Annotated in this window: 14 protein-coding genes and 1 other RNA gene; 5 read left to right on the top strand and 10 right to left on the bottom strand. The window is 36.0% G+C overall.

Features of this window, described 5'->3' with window-relative positions:
* Positions 1-71: 71 nt before the first annotated feature.
* The 7 genes from KCTC52924_RS19085 to KCTC52924_RS19055 form a co-directional block, all read right to left on the bottom strand.
* The gene (locus KCTC52924_RS19085; RefSeq protein ID WP_251809316.1) at positions 72-743 is read right to left on the bottom strand and encodes a hypothetical protein; all 672 of its coding nucleotides are present in this window, start codon (positions 741-743) and stop codon (positions 72-74) included.
* 246 nt (positions 744-989) lie between these two features.
* Positions 990-1,658 (bottom strand): response regulator, encoded by a 669-nt coding sequence (locus KCTC52924_RS19080; protein WP_251809315.1) that lies wholly within the window; start codon positions 1,656-1,658, stop codon positions 990-992.
* A gap of 20 nt (positions 1,659-1,678) precedes the next feature.
* A complete protein-coding gene (locus tag KCTC52924_RS19075; RefSeq protein ID WP_251809314.1) occupies positions 1,679-3,742 on the bottom strand; it encodes a sensor histidine kinase in 2,064 nt (687 codons plus the stop codon).
* Between the two features lie 74 nt (positions 3,743-3,816).
* Entirely contained in the window at positions 3,817-5,340 is a 1,524-nt protein-coding gene (locus KCTC52924_RS19070) for a hypothetical protein (protein ID WP_370671488.1), read from the bottom strand.
* A gap of 140 nt (positions 5,341-5,480) precedes the next feature.
* Positions 5,481-6,212 carry a LytTR family DNA-binding domain-containing protein gene (locus tag KCTC52924_RS19065; RefSeq protein ID WP_251807957.1) on the bottom strand — a complete coding sequence of 244 codons (732 nt, stop codon included), beginning with the start codon at positions 6,210-6,212 and terminating at the stop codon, positions 5,481-5,483.
* A 544-nt stretch (positions 6,213-6,756) separates the two neighbouring features.
* Positions 6,757-7,155, bottom strand: a complete 399-nt coding sequence (locus KCTC52924_RS19060) for a thioesterase family protein (protein ID WP_251807956.1) — start codon at positions 7,153-7,155, stop codon at positions 6,757-6,759.
* Positions 7,156-7,157: 2 nt separating this feature from the next.
* Positions 7,158-8,198 carry a glutaminyl-peptide cyclotransferase gene (locus tag KCTC52924_RS19055; protein WP_251807955.1) on the bottom strand — a complete coding sequence of 347 codons (1,041 nt, stop codon included), beginning with the start codon at positions 8,196-8,198 and terminating at the stop codon, positions 7,158-7,160.
* 210 nt (positions 8,199-8,408) lie between these two features.
* On the opposite strand from KCTC52924_RS19055, the gene ffs reads away from it, so the two are divergent.
* The 3 genes from ffs to fsa all read left to right on the top strand — a co-directional run bounded on the left by ffs (position 8,409) and on the right by fsa (position 10,166).
* An RNA gene (gene ffs, locus KCTC52924_RS19050) (signal recognition particle sRNA small type) lies at positions 8,409-8,507 on the top strand.
* 119 nt (positions 8,508-8,626) lie between these two features.
* Positions 8,627-9,436 (top strand): SDR family oxidoreductase, encoded by an 810-nt coding sequence (locus KCTC52924_RS19045; protein WP_251807954.1) that lies wholly within the window; start codon positions 8,627-8,629, stop codon positions 9,434-9,436.
* 76 nt (positions 9,437-9,512) lie between these two features.
* Positions 9,513-10,166: a fructose-6-phosphate aldolase gene (gene fsa / locus KCTC52924_RS19040; protein ID WP_251807953.1), complete on the top strand. Its 654-nt coding sequence runs from the start codon at positions 9,513-9,515 to the stop codon at positions 10,164-10,166.
* Positions 10,167-10,259: 93 nt separating this feature from the next.
* Here fsa and KCTC52924_RS19035 read toward each other — a convergent pair whose 3' ends face one another.
* Positions 10,260-11,648, bottom strand: coding sequence for a transaldolase (locus KCTC52924_RS19035; protein ID WP_251807952.1), 1,389 nt, complete (start codon positions 11,646-11,648; stop codon positions 10,260-10,262).
* A gap of 173 nt (positions 11,649-11,821) precedes the next feature.
* On the opposite strand from KCTC52924_RS19035, the gene KCTC52924_RS19030 reads away from it, so the two are divergent.
* Entirely contained in the window at positions 11,822-13,450 is a 1,629-nt protein-coding gene (locus tag KCTC52924_RS19030) for an ABC-F family ATP-binding cassette domain-containing protein (protein WP_251807951.1), read from the top strand.
* Positions 13,451-13,627: 177 nt separating this feature from the next.
* Here KCTC52924_RS19030 and KCTC52924_RS19025 read toward each other — a convergent pair whose 3' ends face one another.
* On the bottom strand, positions 13,628-14,347 hold the full coding sequence (locus tag KCTC52924_RS19025) for a hypothetical protein (RefSeq protein ID WP_251807950.1): 720 nt from the start codon (positions 14,345-14,347) through the stop codon (positions 13,628-13,630).
* A gap of 253 nt (positions 14,348-14,600) precedes the next feature.
* Here KCTC52924_RS19025 and KCTC52924_RS19020 point away from each other — a divergent pair, with 253 nt between their 5' ends.
* On the top strand, positions 14,601-15,137 hold the full coding sequence (locus KCTC52924_RS19020; protein WP_251807949.1) for a fasciclin domain-containing protein: 537 nt from the start codon (positions 14,601-14,603) through the stop codon (positions 15,135-15,137).
* A 4-nt stretch (positions 15,138-15,141) separates the two neighbouring features.
* Here KCTC52924_RS19020 and pheT read toward each other — a convergent pair whose 3' ends face one another.
* Positions 15,142-17,568: a phenylalanine--tRNA ligase subunit beta gene (gene pheT / locus KCTC52924_RS19015; protein WP_251807948.1), complete on the bottom strand. Its 2,427-nt coding sequence runs from the start codon at positions 17,566-17,568 to the stop codon at positions 15,142-15,144.
* Between the last annotated feature and the right edge of the window lie 207 nt (positions 17,569-17,775).

Genomic DNA, 17,775 nt, shown 5'->3' with positions numbered 1-17,775 from the left:
TACAACATAGAAAAAAACCAACAACTTTAGCGTTGTTGGTTTTTTTTATGTTTTGTGTTCAATAGAAGGTACTATTCGTTCAAGATCTGAATATCCCCATGAATAATTTTTTGAGACTGTAGATCGTATATGGCCGTTTCCTCCGCATTGTTATAATATACGCCCCAATAAATGAAATAATTGTTTTTATTATTAGTGTCGATCGGATTGACTATTGGAATGTTATCTGCTTTTAGGGCAACTTCCTCAAAGATGGGAATAAATATTTCAAAAGGAGTTTCCGATAACCCTTTGGTATAGTAGATATTGTGATGGCAAAGTTCTGTAGTTATATTCTCTATCTGTTCGCATATGCTTTGTTCGTAAATCTTACTGATAAGAATATTAGTATCTGTTAAGGAAATGGTTAATTCACTGATATCTATTGCAGTAGTGTTTACTTTTCGCAAGTCGGAATAGGCCTTAAGGAATAATGTGGTTTTTCTGGAATGAGATTTTGGGCCCAATGTGGAATGCGGTACGGGATTCAGTAAATACTCTAACGATTCTGATAAAGTAAAATTGCAGTTAATCTCGATGCTTAAATTCGCCTCTCCCTCCTTTAAGTCATAATCGCTGATCGTTACATTTGCATAGAAATCCTTTTCTAAGCGCCTTCTAAAAATATCCAGACCAATAATATGATCGGTGGCTTTGATAGCAACTTTATGGGTATTAAAAAATTCATTTCCTTGTCTCGACATCCTAAAAGTAATTTTGTAAAAAATTTAAGCTCAAATTTACTATAAAGGCTTGTCCTTGTTTGAATTAAAACCTTAGTTTTTGTAAGGTTGTCATTAATAGTCTATGAATTCACCCATAAAAATGAATTTAAAACAAGAAATTGTAGGAATAAGCTAGAAATTATATACTAGGTGACTAAATTCACCTTAAATAATAACTCTTAGGAAACTTATAAAATTTTAGTGCGATTTAGTCGTGACATTGGGTTATAAAAAGCCTCTAATTTTTGCTTCAGTGATCAAGGCTAGGTCATTTTGTTTTTCAACGCCAAAGATTACTTTAAGTTGTCTTTTTCTATTCTCGATTCCTGCGAGGGATAAATTAATATGTTCTACCATATCCTTTGTTCTAGTGCCAATAGAAACATGGAAAAGGATCCTTTTATCATTGTAGTCTAAAATACTATCGTTGGCCATTTTTTTTCTAATGGCAACCAAGGCTTTCTGACTGTAATAAGGTGGATTGGTAATAACCCCTTTAACCATTGCTATAAGTGATTTTTCATCTATTTCCGATTTCACCATATAGCCATCAGGGTTTACATTTTTTAAAATGCTATTTATCCTATAGTTGTCACTAAAAGAAGACATAAAAACCACTTTGGTGTCCGGAACTACTTTTCGGGCCAATACTCCAAGGTCTTCCCCCGAATAAGGTTCTTCCAAATGTGTTTCTGTCAACTGGATGTCTAGTAATATTAAATCGTATTTAAAAGATCTAGCGGAATCTTCGATTTTTTGTTTTCCGATTTCATAGGTGTTAGCAGTTTCTACCCTTATGCCAAAATCTTCAAATTCAGCTGCTTCAAGTAGGTATTTATAGCCCATTGTGATCATTTCGTGGTCATCTACCGCTAAGATTCTTAATGTTCTCATAGTAAAAATTATAATATAGGTTATGCAGATTTTGGGGCTGCTTGTTTGTTAACTTTAGGTATAGTAATGATAATTTCGGTTCCCTTGCCAACCTGGCTATTCAATTTTAAGGTTCCCTTTAGTTTATCCAATCTGGAGTTTATATTTTTAAGTCCAATTCCTCTTTTTCCTTTTTTAGTATTAAATCCAATACCATTGTCCGTCACTATAATTTTAATTTGCTCATCGCAGGATTCAAACACCACTTCTACCTTTGTGGCTTGTGCATGTTTAATGCAATTTTGCAAGCTTTCTTGAACGATACGGTAAATATTTATTCTTATATCAGCGGTTAACTGGTCCCAATCTATATCATCATCATATCTAAAATTACAATGCATTTTTGAGGAATCCCTAATTGTTTGAAGTAATTCTTCAACGGAAAGAATAAAGTTATGAATATTTTCTTGGGATGCCTTGCTTAATTCATGTGAAATTGTACGGATTTCCTCTTCCAAATGCTGTAATTTTTTTAATAGTTCACTCCGTTTTAAAACGGACTCATTGTCAGATTTATTGTTGAGGCCTGTAAGTATAAGTCTTATCCCTAGCATTTGCCCTAAAATGCCATCGTGTAATTCTTCTGAAATACGTTTCTTTTCCAATTGTTTGCCTTCCTCCACCTTTTTGTTTTGAGCAAGCAACAGATTAAAAATTTCTTGATTTGTTTTTTGCTGGGCCTGTTCAAATCTCAATTTCTGATTTTTTCTCCGTTGATCTAGCATTACTAGGATAAGAACAGCCAATATCAGGAGACTGGCGGAAATCCCAATCCATAATTGCCGCTGCCTAGCCAGTAAAACATTTTGTTCAATGAATTGATCGGTCTCAAAACGTATTCGTGTAAATTTGTTTTGTAGGATACGTTCCTCATGGATAAGGCTATCATTAAGCTTAATATATGCATGGGTGTATCGTGTTGCATTATGCGGATCAATCCTTCCAAGTAATTCCAATAATTCCAACAATCGAAGATTGCTACTGCTCTGTTCTGCATTTTCTTTCCCTCTTCTTGCAAATTCCAAGGCTTTTACACTGTCTCTCTGACTTAAATAATGTTCTGCTATCTGGTATTGGGTCAGGGCCAGACCACGAATGTCATTAAGGCTATCCCTTATTTTTAATACATGCTTATATTTTTCCAATACTTTAAGGGTGTCTCCCAGTTTACTTTGGCTATAGGCGTAGTTGGATAGGACTGTAGCAAAGGTTCTCACATTTTTAGTTTTTATGCTATCTGCTACAATCACTTTATTAAAGAATTCCAAGGCTTTTTTATGCTCCCCCATTTTTTGGTAAACCATACCTATATTATTATAGGTGTTTAGGGTTGAAGAACTTTCGGGGTTGGATTTATTTAAATAAAAGAGTGCCTGATCGTAATATTCTATTGCCCTATCATATTCCTTTAATCCATTGGATAAGGAGCCCAAATTGTTATAACAGTGATAGAGATTTTCGTATTTATTTAAGGGTTTATAAAGTTCAATAGCCTTAATGGTGTTGATTTCGCTTCCGATATAATCCTTTACTGCGGACTGTATAGTGGCCATATTGTACAACATCCGTGCCGAGTAATACTTGTCATTGAGTCCCCTGAATATTTTTTCCGCCTCGGAATAGTGATAATAAGCACTATCCTCAACTGCATAATCACCAAAAAAAGTAGCCAGATCCCAATGATTATTAGCCAAAGAGGTTGAATCCCCTGTTTTCAAGGAATGTCGGATAGCTAACGTATTAGAAACACGAAATCTAGTAGAGTCTTCTTCCAATAAATAATTATACGATAATTCGGTAAAGTACTTGCTTCTTAAAGAGTCATTGTTAATATCTAGGGCAAGGTTATAGGCCTTGTTAAGATGATTTTTAAATTCGATAGAGGAAGTGCTATTTGTCTCGGATAAATAATACAGGACACTATCCGTTGGTTGGGAAATTTCCTGCGTCTCTTTGACATTGGTAGAATTGTTACATCCACATAGGGTACATAGCCCGACTAAGGATATTGAAATAAAATTCCTACATTTTATTTTTTGTTCCATATAGGGGGGAAGATAAAACAAAAAGCCCTAAACTAAATTGTTTAGGGCTTTTAACTTTGATGTTTTTGAAAAACTTATACCAAATCGGTTCTCTTTCTTCTATCCCTTATTATAATGTCCCCATCTGTTGCAAGGGCATTATTAGTATTCTGGATATTTGAGTTTAATGTTTGAGAATCCACTAAGTCGGTTCTCTTTCTTCTGTCCCTTATTATAATGTCCCCATCGGTTGCAAGGGCATTATTAGTATTCTGGATATTTGAGTTTAATGTTTGAGAATCCACTAAGTCGGTTCTCTTTCTTCTGTCCCTTATTATAATGTCCCCATCGGTTGCAAGGGCATTATTAGTATTCTGGATATTTGAGTTTAATGTTTGAGAATCCACTAAGTCGGTCCTCTTTCTTCTATCCCTTATTATAATGTCCCCATCGGTTGCAAGGGCATTGTTAGTATTCTGAATATTTGAGTTTAATGTTTGAGAATCCACTAAGTCGGTTCTCTTTCTTCTGTCTCTTATTATAATGTCCCCATCGGTTGCAAGGGCATTGTTAGTATTCTGAATATTTGAGTTTAATGTTTGAGAATCCACTAAGTCGGTTCTCTTTCTTCTGTCCCTTATTATAATGTCCCCATCGGTTGCAAGGGCATTGTTAGTATTCTGGATATTTGAGTTTAATGTTTGAGAATCCACTAAGTCGGTTCTCTTTCTTCTGTCCCTTATTATAATGTCCCCATCGGTTGCAAGGGCATTGTTAGTATTCTGGATATTTGAGTTTAATGTTTGAGAATCCACTAAGTCGGTTCTCTTTCTTCTGTCTCTTATTATAATGTCCCCATCGGTTGCAAGGGCATTGTTAGTATTCTGGATATTTGAGTTTAATGTTTGAGAATCCACTAAGTCGGTCCTCTTTCTTCTGTCCCTTATTATAATGTCCCCATCGGTTGCAAGGGCATTGTTAGTATTCTGGATATTTGAGTTTAATGTTTGAGAATCCACTAAGTCGGTCCTCTTTCTTCTATCCCTTATTATAATGTCCCCATCGGTTGCAAGGGCATTGTTAGTATTCTGGATATTTGAGTTTAATGTTTGAGAATCCACTAAGTCGGTTCTCTTTCTTCTATCCCTTATTATAATGTCCCCATCGGTTGCAAGGGCATTGTTAGTATTCTGAATATTTGAGTTTAATGTTTGAGAATCCACTAAGTCGGTTCTCTTTCTTCTATCTCTTATTATAATGTCCCCATCGGTTGCAAGGGCATTATTGGTATTCTGAATATTTGAGTTTAATGTTTGAGAATCCACTAAGTCGGTCCTCTTTCTTCTGTCTCTTATTATAATGTCCCCATCGGTTGCAAGGGCATTATTGGTATTTTGAATATTGGTATGTAGTTTTTGAGAGTCTACTAAGTCGGTCCTCTTTCTTCTATCCCTTATTATAATGTCCCCATCGGTTGCCAAAGCAGCATCAAAATTTTGTAATTGCGCTTCTATTGAAGCTGCGTTTGTTGTGGTTGTTGGAGTATACATATCATTCTGTGCGGTTATAATACCTACATTCAATAATGATAATGCTAAAAATCCTGCTAATTTTTTCATAAGTAAATAATGATTCGAGGGTTACTGATTATTTCTTCAGCTAATGTAGTGAAGAGGATCATCGAAAATATTCGCTGTGAAAAAACTATAGTAAAACACCTTCGTCTGCTAGTGAACGGGTGTAGTCTAAGAGGATTCTGTTAATTAAGAGTGGAAATGGTGTTTTTGGATAGAATCTGTTTTAAATTTTCTACGTTGCTTTTATAGGACTTGGAAAATGGCAGTTGCAATTTGGAGTGTTTTAAGGTGCATATGCCCTTTCCATAATTGATCCTAGAAACAAAATTGGTATTGATAATATAACTTTGGTGTACCCGAACAAAATTGGCTGGCAAATTGTTTTCAAAGGTCTTTAACGTTTTAAAAGCACTTATCGTACTTCCGTCTTCCATAAAAAAATCAGTAGTATTATTATCCGCCTGTAAGTACATGATTTCATTGGTATTTAAATAGCGGTAATCCTTATAGGATTGCAATAGTAAGGTCTGTGATTGTTGTTCCTTAGGCCATTTTATCCTAAGCTTCAGGATTGTTTTTCGAATATCAAAGTCATTATAGGGCATCAACCAATAATCGAAAAAATGATTTTTTAAAGCTTGATACGCGTATTGCTGTGAGGAAGCCAAAGCAATAAATACAGGAAGTTCACTTGTGTATTGATGTAATTCCATAATCATATGGAAATATTCCGATGCCTTTTCATTTAAATGAATGAATACAATGTCAGGAGTTTTTTTTAAGATTATATTTAAACCTCCCATACTGTCCTGTGCCACACCATTGCACATAAAATCGCCATACTCTGCAAGGTAATTTTGGAGTTGTAAGTTGGACTTCGCGTCAGAATCAAGTATGGTGTAAGTATACCCCATTATTAGGCCATTTTTGCGCAAATTAATGATCCTACAAGGGGAAGCTTGAGTTTCAACCATAGAAAAACTAAGGTTTTGGTATTTTTAGTTGATTTTTTAATAATTACTAGATTATTCCTACAATTTAATATGTTTAATACTTAGAGATAGCTACGAAAATCATTCACAAGCCTAAAATTCGGTTCGTTTTTATTAATGCCCTAGGGCGCCAATAGTTTTAATTTGCTTTAATTAAGGTGATTTAATGTAATTATAGGTTTGGTTTAAATGGTTATTTGATTAAACCGTATACTTAGTGGAGCAGATAAGTTTTGTTTATTAAACACTTTCTTTCCCATTCATGCTTAATTAGATCTGGCGTTATAAACAGTTTAATTATCAGTAGAATGTGTTTATTGCGCTTTAGTTGCGCTAATCTACCTAGGGGGTTATGTAGATTGTTTTTGAAAAGGCCAATTTTGATTCCAATGGTAAAGTTGCGTACGATACTTCTATGAGTAATTTGTAATAGGGAGCAGGAATTAATGGTAGAAAATAGGACGGTTTATGGATTGCTAATAAATATTTCTGCAATCTCAGGACTTATTCGCATAGGTTTAAAGGTGTCCGATTTCAGTAGGCACCACTCTGTTTTAGCTTTGATTAATAATTGACCGGTTTCCTTGTTAAACATTTCTACGACACGGATACAGATAGGGCCTTTACTTTTTTCGATAAAGGTGTTTAAGATTATTTCATCGTTTAGTTTTGCCGCACTCTTATACGTAATATGATGGGTAAGTACCACCCATACCGTTTCTTTAATTAGCGCTTCAGGTGCTTTGGCTAGCCAATGTTCCTTGGCTATATCTTGCATCCATTGTACATACCTAACATTGTTTACGTGTTCCAGATCATCAAGATCGTCCTGTACAACGATAAGGGTCTTTGAAAATGTTCCCATTTTTATTTTTTACGTATGTTAACCTCGAATAATTTATCCCAATTTTTACCTGTCACAAAAAATGTTTTTCTTTCTGGATGATAGGCGACACCGTTAAGAACATCTAGATCTTTATGTTGGGTGACCTTATCCTTTAAACCTCCAAAATTAATAACGCCTTCTATCGCGCCACTTTTTGCATCAATAATCATCATGCTTTCCTTTTGGTAAACGTTGGCGTAAATTTTTCCATCAACATATTCCAACTCATTGGCTTTATTAAAAATAGAGGTGTTGGTAACCGTTTCAAAATATCCTTCCTCCGCCATAGTTTGAGGATTTAAAAACCATATTTTCTCGGTTCCATCACTTTTAAAGATTTTGGTTCCGTCATTGCACAAGCCCCAGCCTTCCTTGCTCTGATCGTATTTAAAACTATCTATTTTCTTAAATTGGGTAAGATCGTATATAAAACCCACCCCACTTTGCCAAGTTAGTTGATAGATTTTATCGTTTAGAATGGTGATTCCTTCCCCAAAATAATGGTCTTCCAACGCTATTTTTTGCAATACTTGGCCAGTTTTATAATCTACCTTTCGTAAAGAAGACTGTCCTTTTTTTCCCGTGCTTTCGTAAAGAGTGTCCTTATAAAATTCAAGGCCTTGTGTGTAGGCAGTTTGGTCGTGCGGAAATTCATTGACTATTTCATAGGTGTATATTTCTGGGGCTTTTTCGGCCAATAGTTTTATATTTTTACTTATTTCCACCGTACTACCATTAAAACTAATATTGGCAGATATAGTTTTTGCTCCAAGTTGTGGTAGATTAAGTTTAATCTTACTGTCAACAGGTTTAATTTCGGTGTTGTTTATGTGGTAGGTGACCTGGTCAATTTTCACTTCCTTTTTGTTGATTATAGAGATATTAATCAATTCGTTTTGTTGGAATTCTGATCTTTTTCCATCCAATTGAATTTCAAAAAGCTGATTTGGATCTGAGTTCCCGCCGCATGCCATAAAGAATAAAGGAATCAGGAATAGGAAATTTACTTTTAAAGAGTTCATTGTTAGCGGGTGTTTGTAGTGATGAAAAGAATGGTATTTTTGATTTTTCACGGAGTATTAGTGCATTTTTTTTAAGGCGACTATTTATAGGAGCCTAAGAATCAAAACTTCATGAACAAATAATTTATTTAGCGATTTAGGGGCAAGATATTTAATAAAATTAAGACGGGAAAAGGATTGCATAAAAATTAAAAGTTTGTATATTTGCATCGGCAAGTCCTACACGACCAGCTCCTGTAGAATCCCCCAGGGTGGGAACGCAGCAAGGGTATATGGTTGTAGCGGTGCGATGTAGGTAGCTTGCCATTTTTTCTACCCTAAATTTAGCTTAAGAGAATGATGTGGATTGATAGTTATCCATATTTTTAAGCCTACTTCTCAATCTAATTCCTCTTTTATTTGTTAATTTGCAGTCTTATTCAAATTACATGGAACAAAAGGTAGTGCTGGTGACAGGTGGTTCATCGGGGATTGGTAAATCTATTGGGATTTATTTAAAATCTAAGGGATATAAGGTGTATGGAACTACCAGGAATTTGACCAATTATTCCAATTTTAAGGAATTTGATCTTTTGGAATTGGATGTTAGAAATCCAGACAGCGTTAAGCGTTCGGTTACAGAACTTATAGCCAAGGAGGGTAGGGTAGATGTGTTGGTTAATAATGCCGGAATTGGGATTACGGGACCAATAGAAGAAACACCACACGAAGAAATCCTAAAAGCATTCGACACAAATTTTAATGGTCCACTCCATGTTTCCAAGGCAGTTTTGCCCTATATGAGGAAACAAGGATCGGGCCTGATTATCAATATCACTTCCATTGCAGGTTATATGGGGTTGCCTTATAGAGGAATTTATTCGGCAAGCAAAGGAGCCCTAGAATTGGTTACAGAAGCGTTAAGAATGGAAACAAAGGATTTTGGGATACATTTTACGAATCTAGCTCCTGGAGATTTTGCAACCAACATTGCTGCAGGAAGATATCATGCACCAGTTTCGGAGAAGTCGCCTTACAGGGAACCTTATGGCAATACTTTGAAAATGATGGATGAACATGTGGAGAGCGGAAAAGATCCTATGCTTGTTGCTCGTATGGTATTTAAGATAATCAATACTAAAAACCCTAAAGTACATTATAAGGTAGGGGAGTTTATGCAAAAAATATCCCTGATTCTCAAAAAGATATTACCGGACAAAGTATACGAGAAACTCCTATTGAACCATTATAAATTGTAATTTTACATAACCTTTATATAGTTGGGTCTATATTGGACCTGTTCTTAGCATTAATAATTTTTAAAAATCGAATAACATGAAGTTTTTTATTGACACGGCAAACTTAGCGCAAATAAAAGAAGCCCAAGAATTAGGGGTATTGGATGGGGTAACTACCAATCCATCACTAATGGCAAAAGAGGGGATCACTGGAAGGAATAATATATTAAAGCACTATGTAGATATCTGTAACATTGTGGATGGAGATGTTTCTGCAGAAGTTATATCGACCGACCTAGAATCCATGATCAAGGAAGGTGAAGAATTAGCGGAATTGCACGAACAGATCGTGGTTAAGATTCCCATGATTAAAGATGGTATAAAAGCTATTAAATATTTTTCTGATAAGGGGATAAGGACCAATTGTACTTTGGTGTTTTCTGCTGGTCAGGCTTTGCTTGCAGCAAAAGCTGGAGCGTCATATGTTTCTCCTTTTATCGGTAGGTTAGACGATATTTCTACGGATGGTCTGAATCTGATTTCTGAAATTAGACTTATCTATGATAATTATGGTTTTAAAACTGAGATATTGGCAGCTTCTATTAGGCATACAATGCATATAATAGATTGTGCCAAAATTGGTGCTGATGTAATGACCGGTGCGTTGTCTTCTATAGAAGGTTTGCTAAAGCATCCATTAACCGATAGTGGATTGGCTAAATTCTTGGAAGATTACCAAAAGGGGAATTAATCTCTTCCGCTAACTAAGCAAATAAAATAGCCTCGTGACCATTTGGTTGCGAGGCTATTTTATTTGCAAATGCTTAAACTACCATTACGAGGTTTAAAAGCTGCTGTAGAGATCGGCAAATGCATCTACAATAAGACCGTCCTTGGTTATTATGCCTTTATTGAGTCCGCCTATTACTAAATTGTTTTTTAAATTTTCAAAATCATCGGTCCGGTACTGATAGTCTAAATCCAATTGATTGGTAATTAACATAGATTGCCAACGTTTCATTTCGGTATTGCAATTAATCCCTATAAAAGTAAATTTAGGCTTAATCTTTTTAAGTTGATTTACCCTTCGGCTGATATTCTCAAAATGCAGCTTTTGGGTCCCGGACCAGAAATAGAAAACGGTATTCGTATCATTCTCGGCAATATCCTGAAGAGCTATTTTATTGCCTCCGCTATCCATCACTAGTATTTCTGGTAATTTCTTGCCCGGTTGCATATTTTTCACGCCTTGGTAAACCGCTTCTATTTCTTTTATATGTCTATTGTTGGGAGAATACTTTTTAAAATCGGCAATAAATTCATTGTTATTTTCTTCGCTATCGTGAACATTTAGGAGATAATCTATGGCAACGCTCCTAAATAGGTTGTCCCTAAGATTTTTTGTATTCACTAAGCTGTCTATCAATTTTAATTTATGCTGATTAAAATGAAGTTTGTTGCTAACAACTTCCAAATGTTTTACATGGCAACCCGTTACACAGTGCATATAAGATAGGTTGTCAAAATGGGTTTTTAAGAAATTGTAGTAATAGCGGTGATAGGCAAGTTCGTCAATGTTGTAATCGAGCGTTTTTCTATAATCATAAAATTTCTCGTCTAAATCGGGGATAGCTTTTTCACCGGTGATCCGCCTATTCCAAAACGGGTATTTCTCTTTATAGGTATAGTAATTGTAGATGATACTTGCCTGTGCAATTAATATAGCATTGTTGGAAAGATCCACCTCTTTGCGCAATTCCTTAAGTGCGCTGGTTTTTAAATCCTGTAGGGAATCTATTTTATGATCAAATTGGGCAGGTTGAAGATGGGAATAAGAATAGATTAGAGGAAGTTCTTCTTCAGTGCTCAAAAACATATCCAGTAGAAAATTGTTTATTTCTTCCCCTCTACCAGAGAATATAAGAGATTCGTCAAAGTCTTCGGTATTTAATCGAATCATCAGGCTGTCGCCCTGCTCTAGGTAAATGTACTGTAACTCGGGATGATGATCAAAGTGATATAAACCTTCAACAGCAGAATCCAATCGGATGGAGAATCTGTTATCGCTATCCAATTTTGCGGAATCAATAATAACTTCGTTCTTAAAAAGCACCACATATTCACTCGTTGGGTTGACTATTTCACCAGCAAAGAATACGTTTGGGGACTTTTTAACTTTTGTACCACAACTTACAAAAGCAAGTATAAAAGCGTAGAGTAAAGGTTTATTCATATGCGAATAGCAACTTTATTGTGAACAAATCTAACAAACTCCATAGATAATGGCTGTTAATAGTGAGTTAAATATCTCCTATACTCCGTAAAGTGGGGGGTAATGCGATGACAATATACTTGGTTTGAAGGGGTAATTTTCGTTATTTTTGCACAAAATTTAAATCTTCTTTTATGCTATCAGTATCAAACTTATCTGTACAATTTGGAAAACGAATCCTTTTTGACGAAGTAAACGTTTCGTTTACCCAAGGTAATTGTTATGGTGTTATTGGTGCCAATGGCGCAGGTAAGTCCACTTTCTTAAGAATCTTGTCAGGGCAGATTGATCCTACCTCGGGACAGGTACATTTGGAGCCCGGAAAACGGATGTCCATCCTAGAACAGAACCACAACGCCTATGATGAGAATACGGTCTTGGAAAGTGTGGTTATGGGAAACAAGCCATTGTTTAAGATCAAACAGGAAATAGATGCGCTTTATGCTGATTACAGTGATGAAAATGCGGATCGGATAGGGGAATTGCAGGTTCAGTTTGAGGAAATGAACGGATGGAACGCCGATAGTAATGCTGCCGCTATGCTGTCCAATTTGGGAATTGCAGAAGTACTACACAATACCACTATGGCCGATGTGGATTCCAAGCTAAAGGTGCGGGTGTTGTTGGCACAAGCATTGTTTGGTAATCCAGATGTCCTGATTATGGATGAACCTACCAACGACTTGGATTACGAGACAATAAACTGGCTGGAAAATTTTCTAGCGGATTACGAAAATACCGTAATTGTTGTTTCTCACGATAGGCACTTTTTAGATGCTGTATGTACTCATATAGCGGATATAGATTTCAGTAAAATGAACCTTTACTCGGGGAATTATACTTTCTGGTATGAAAGTAGTCAATTGGCAGCCAGACAAAGGGCGCAACAAAATAAAAAGTCAGAGGAAAAAGCTAAGGAATTACAGGAATTCATTCAGCGATTTAGCGCAAACGTGGCGAAGAGTAAACAAGCAACTTCTAGAAAAAAGATGCTTTCTAAGTTGAAGATTGAAGATATAAAGCCGTCTAGTAGAAGGTATCCTGCAATAATCTTTGATAGGGAAAGAGAAGCTGGTGATCAAATATTGAATGTGGAGAAGCTTTCGGCTAAAACTGAGGAAGGAGAAATTTTGTTTCAAGACATCAATATTAATCTGGCAAAAGGCGATAAGGTTGCAATAATTTCAAGAGATTCTAGGGCAACATCTGCCTTTTATGAAATTCTAAACGATAACCGTAAAGCCGATGATGGGGAATTTCAATGGGGGATAACCACCAATCATTCCTATTTACCGGCAGATAACTCCAAATATTTTAATGAAAACATCAACTTGGTAGATTGGTTGAGGCAATGGGCTAAAACTGAAGAAGAGCGCGAAGAAGTTAGTATTAGGGGCTTTTTGGGGAAAATGCTCTTTAGTGGAGAAGAAGCCCTGAAAAAATGTACCGTACTTTCTGGAGGGGAAAAGGTGAGGTGTATGTTAAGTAGGATGATGTTGATGAGGGCCAATGTGCTTATGTTGGATGAACCTACCAATCACTTGGATCTGGAGAGTATTACTACATTTAACAATTCCTTGAAAAACTTTAAAGGAACAGTAATGTTCACTACCCATGATCATGAATTTGCGGAAACTGTGGCGAATAGGGTAATAGAATTGACACCCAAAGGTTGTATAGATCGTTATTTATCCTTCGATGAATACATGTCCGACAAAACTATCAAGGAACAGCGAAATAAAATGTACTCGGTTACGGTATAATCATTCGAGCTAAGATTTTCGGAAAGTCCTCTTGGTGTGCCGGTGGTCGCCTTCAGGAAAATTATAAAGTCTTTATCCTTTGATCCCTAATTTTGTATATCCGTAAGGAGATACAAAGGGTGAAAGGATAAAGATTTCTTGTTTTTCAGAATTTCAATCCAAGGATATACAGCCTTATTATGTTTTCAAATATTTGTTGTTCCAGATAGCATGATTAAAGTTTTTGCCTTTGGCAAAGCCATAGTATATCACAATTGCGGCAATGGTTTTAAACATAAAAAAGAAAATAATCCAAAATTGGGCTACGGAACTCGATTTGGATAACAAGCCATCCGGAACCATTAAAGTTAATAGGTAGCTTATGGCTACTACGGTGATAAACAGGTTTCCAATGCTCTTAAATGACCACATCAGTGTTTTTCTCAATGGATGAAGGTCATTTCCCCATTTATGAATCAAATAGTAATATTCGTTATCAATTGGTGCAAATAAAATGGGATCGTCCCGATCCTCTAGTTTAAAGAGTTTTGAAGGGGCAAGAATTTTGAAACCCTGGAGTTCCATTCCATGTGCTTTTTCTAAACTTCGGATTTTTGAAATGGCTTCATTGGGAATCACGCCTTTAAAATAATGAGAATCCAGAAACCGAAGCCTATAGTTTATCGCAATTTTCTTAATATGACTTATATGATAAATCTCTGAAGTTTCTAATCGATTAAAATCAAAATGATTGACAACTTTTGGAGACCTGACCGTCAAGTTTTGTACAATCCTTTTTTGTGTAGTATCTACTTCTTTGAGGATGTCAAAAACCTCTTGCATTAAAAATTCAGACGAATTATCCTTTTGTTTTGCAAGGATAAGTTTTTTCTGAATGTTGGTTTTTTGCAATAACATGGTCCTTTTTTTTGCAATGCTTATAAAGTTAATAAATTATGGATTCCAAATTACTTCGTAATTCATAAATTATTAAAAAATAATGAAGTCTATTACCCTTTGAAATGTACGTTTAAGGGATTGCTAGTGTTAATTTTTTGTTAGATAACGGCCTAATATAGAAGAGATTTCCCATTAAGTACACTCATTATTGTATATTGCCGAATAAATCTACCGTTCGTCGATGATTTTGTAAATTCAAGCCCTGAATCTTATGAAAACTGTTGCCTCCTTTTTTGTCCTACTTTTCTTCGTGGTCTTATATGGCCATGCGCAGATATCATCAAACAAACAGCTCCGTAAAAACTCCATTTTAGAAAGTACCTCGGAATCTGGTTACAGTACATTGTTGCAGGCGGTAAAAGCAGCTGATTTGGAGCAAATATTAAATGAAGATGGGCCGTTTACCGTATTTGCCCCCTCAGATAAGGCTTTTGCAAAGATGTCCAAGAACAAAATGAAGGTGCTTTTGCAGCCGGAAAATAGAAAAGAGCTATTTTCTCTTTTAACCTATCATATGGTTGCAGGCAACCTTACCGCTTCAAAAATGTTATTGGCAATGAGTAGGGGTAATGGGAAGGCTAGTTTTACAACTGTGCAGGGCAATAAAATATTTGCATCCATGCATGGGTTAGACATTGTCTTAACGGATCAATTTGGCAACAGCGCCAAAATAACTACTGCAGATTTTAACCAAAGAAACGGTGTGATCCACAAAATTGACGCTGTTATCCTGCCTGAAATGCTTTAGGAGTCTATCTAAGTTCTGCTCCTAGATCTTCTTGGTATCGCTTTAGTAATTTATTCATAATACCATCTATTTGCTTGTCTGTCAATGTAGCTTCCTCATTGCGCAAGGTGTAACTTACCGCATATGATTTCTTGCCATCGGGCAGACTTTTCCCAGTGTAAACATCAAATAGATTTACACTCTTTAGGAAATTATTTTCAGTTTGCAAAGCGATATCATAAATCTGTTTAAAGCTTATATTTTCGTTAACTAACAAAGCGTAATCGCGTTTTACCTCAGGGTACTTCGTAATTTCCTTAAAAACAATTTGATTGTTTAGAATCAATTCCAAAATAGTATCCCAATTAAAATCGGCATAAAGCACTTCTTCCTTAATATCGAATTCTGTTGCTACAGATTTTTCAACTATTCCCAGTGACACAATTTCATGACCTTCGATTTTTAGGCTGATTCCTTCGGAGAAAATAGTTCTGTCAGTGGGTTCTGATTGGAATTCTGGAAGGCCCAATCTGGTCAAAATACTAACCACAATGGATTTCAGATAAAAGAAGTCCGATTTTTTGGTGGGGGTGGTCCAGTTGTCTTCTGCTCTGTTTCCGGTAACAACAAGACTTAAATGCTTTTTTTCTTCTCTATTTTCTGGATATTGGTGGTATGTTTTACCAAATTCGAAGAATTTAAGATTGTGCATTCTTCTATTGGTATTATGCTCTACAGCCTCCAACCCAGTGAAAAGCATGGATTGTCTCATAACCGAAAGATCGGTGCTTAGAGGATTGAGCATGCTAATGGTTTGTTCCTCTTTTATATCCGCTGTTAATTTATTATAAAGGGGAGAGGTAAGACTGTTGGCTAATATCTCGTTAAATCCTTTGGCAGCCAGTAAATCACCTATGATATTTTGAATCTTATAATCCTCAAATTTGGATGTCGGGGCAATAGAAGCGTTGAGTTTTTCTGTGAACTCTACATTGTTATAGCCGAATATACGTAGTATTTCCTCAATTACGTCTACTTCTCGTTGTACATCTACCCTATAGAAAGGAATGGATAGTCCCAACCCGGACTCTGTAACGTTTTTTACCTTGATGTCTAGCGAGGCTAAAATAGATTTTATGGTGTCCTTAGGTATATCTTGACCGATTAATTTATTGATTTTGTCAAAGGTCAGGAATACATGGTAGTCGTCCTTTTTCTTTGGATAAATGTCCACGATGTCTGAAGTGACATCACCTCCGGTGATTTCGTGGATCAATAATGCAGCTCGTTTTAAGCAATATTCTACATTGTCTATATCAATCCCTCTTTCAAATCTAAAGGAAGCATCGGTACTTAGTCCGTGTCTTTTGGCAGTTTTACGGACACTAACGGGGTTAAAAAATGCGCTTTCAAGGAAAATACTATTAGTATATTCTGTAACTCCAGAATTTTCACCCCCAAAAACACCTGCAATACACAGTGGTTTTTCGGTATCGCAAATCATGAGGTCCTCTTCGCTCAAGGTTCTTTCAACACCGTCTAAGGTTGTAAATTTGGTGCCTTTGGGGAGCGTTTTAACGATGATTTTATTGCCTTTTATTTTAGCAGCATCAAAGGCATGTAATGGTTGTCCCAATTCGTGCAATACGTAATTGGTGGCATCCACTACGTTGTTCTTTGGGGTGATACCTATTGCCCTTAATCTATTTTTTAACCAATCTGGTGAGGGTTGTACTATAAGGTTACTAATTGTAATTCCGCAATACCTTGGTGCTAACTCACTTTTTTCTACCTCAACATCGATCTTTAAAGATCTATTAATGATATTGAAATTAGAAATGGGGGGCGTAATTAATTCCTTATGAATGTCTTTCTGCTTAAAACCAGCTTTAAGGTCCCTAGCAACACCAAAATGACTCATGGCATCGGCACGATTGGGAGTAAGGCCAATTTCAAAAACCTCATCGTTTTCCACGTCAAATATCTCTGAGCAAAGGGTTCCTGGCTTTAGGGTATCAGAAAGCACCAAAATGCCTTCATGTCCTTCCCCAATACCAAGTTCATCTTCCGCACATATCATTCCATGGCTCTCTTCCCCTCTAATTTTCCCTTTCTTTATAACCCAGGCTTCGCCTTCTTTGGTATATAATGTGGTCCCTATTGTGGCTACCGGTACTTTCTGGCCAACAGCAACATTGGGGGCTCCACAAACAATTTGTAAGGGTTGTTCTAGACCAATATCTACCGTTGTCAATTTTAATTTATCTGCATTAGGGTGTTTTATGCAGGTCATTACTTCACCTACCACAATTCCCTTTAGCCCACCTTTAATGGATTCGAAAGCGGAAATACCCTCAACCTCTAAACCTAAGTCTGTTAATAATTCCGCTGTCTTTTGAGAATCCCAGTCAATTTTTAAAAACTGTTTTAACCAGTTATACGATATTTTCATTGCTTATTTTTAGAGAGGTCAAATATAAAACAATGCAAGTAGACATTCAACAGGTAGCGCATTGAATTGTCTTATTTTTTATAGCTATGTCTTTTGTACTTTTAAACCTAGGATCGTGCGATTTTAAATTTACCTGAAACTTGAAATTAGAATTCTAGTAGTCAACCTTTAAAAGTTTGAGACCTATATTGTAGTTTTGTTCCTGAA

Origin of the sequence: Arenibacter antarcticus, assembly GCF_041320605.1 — a bacterium.
Taxonomy (GTDB): Bacteria; Bacteroidota; Bacteroidia; order Flavobacteriales; family Flavobacteriaceae; genus Arenibacter; species Arenibacter antarcticus.
The sequence above is the reverse complement of the archived record's forward strand: the minus strand, read 5'-3'. Positions and strand labels throughout refer to the sequence as shown.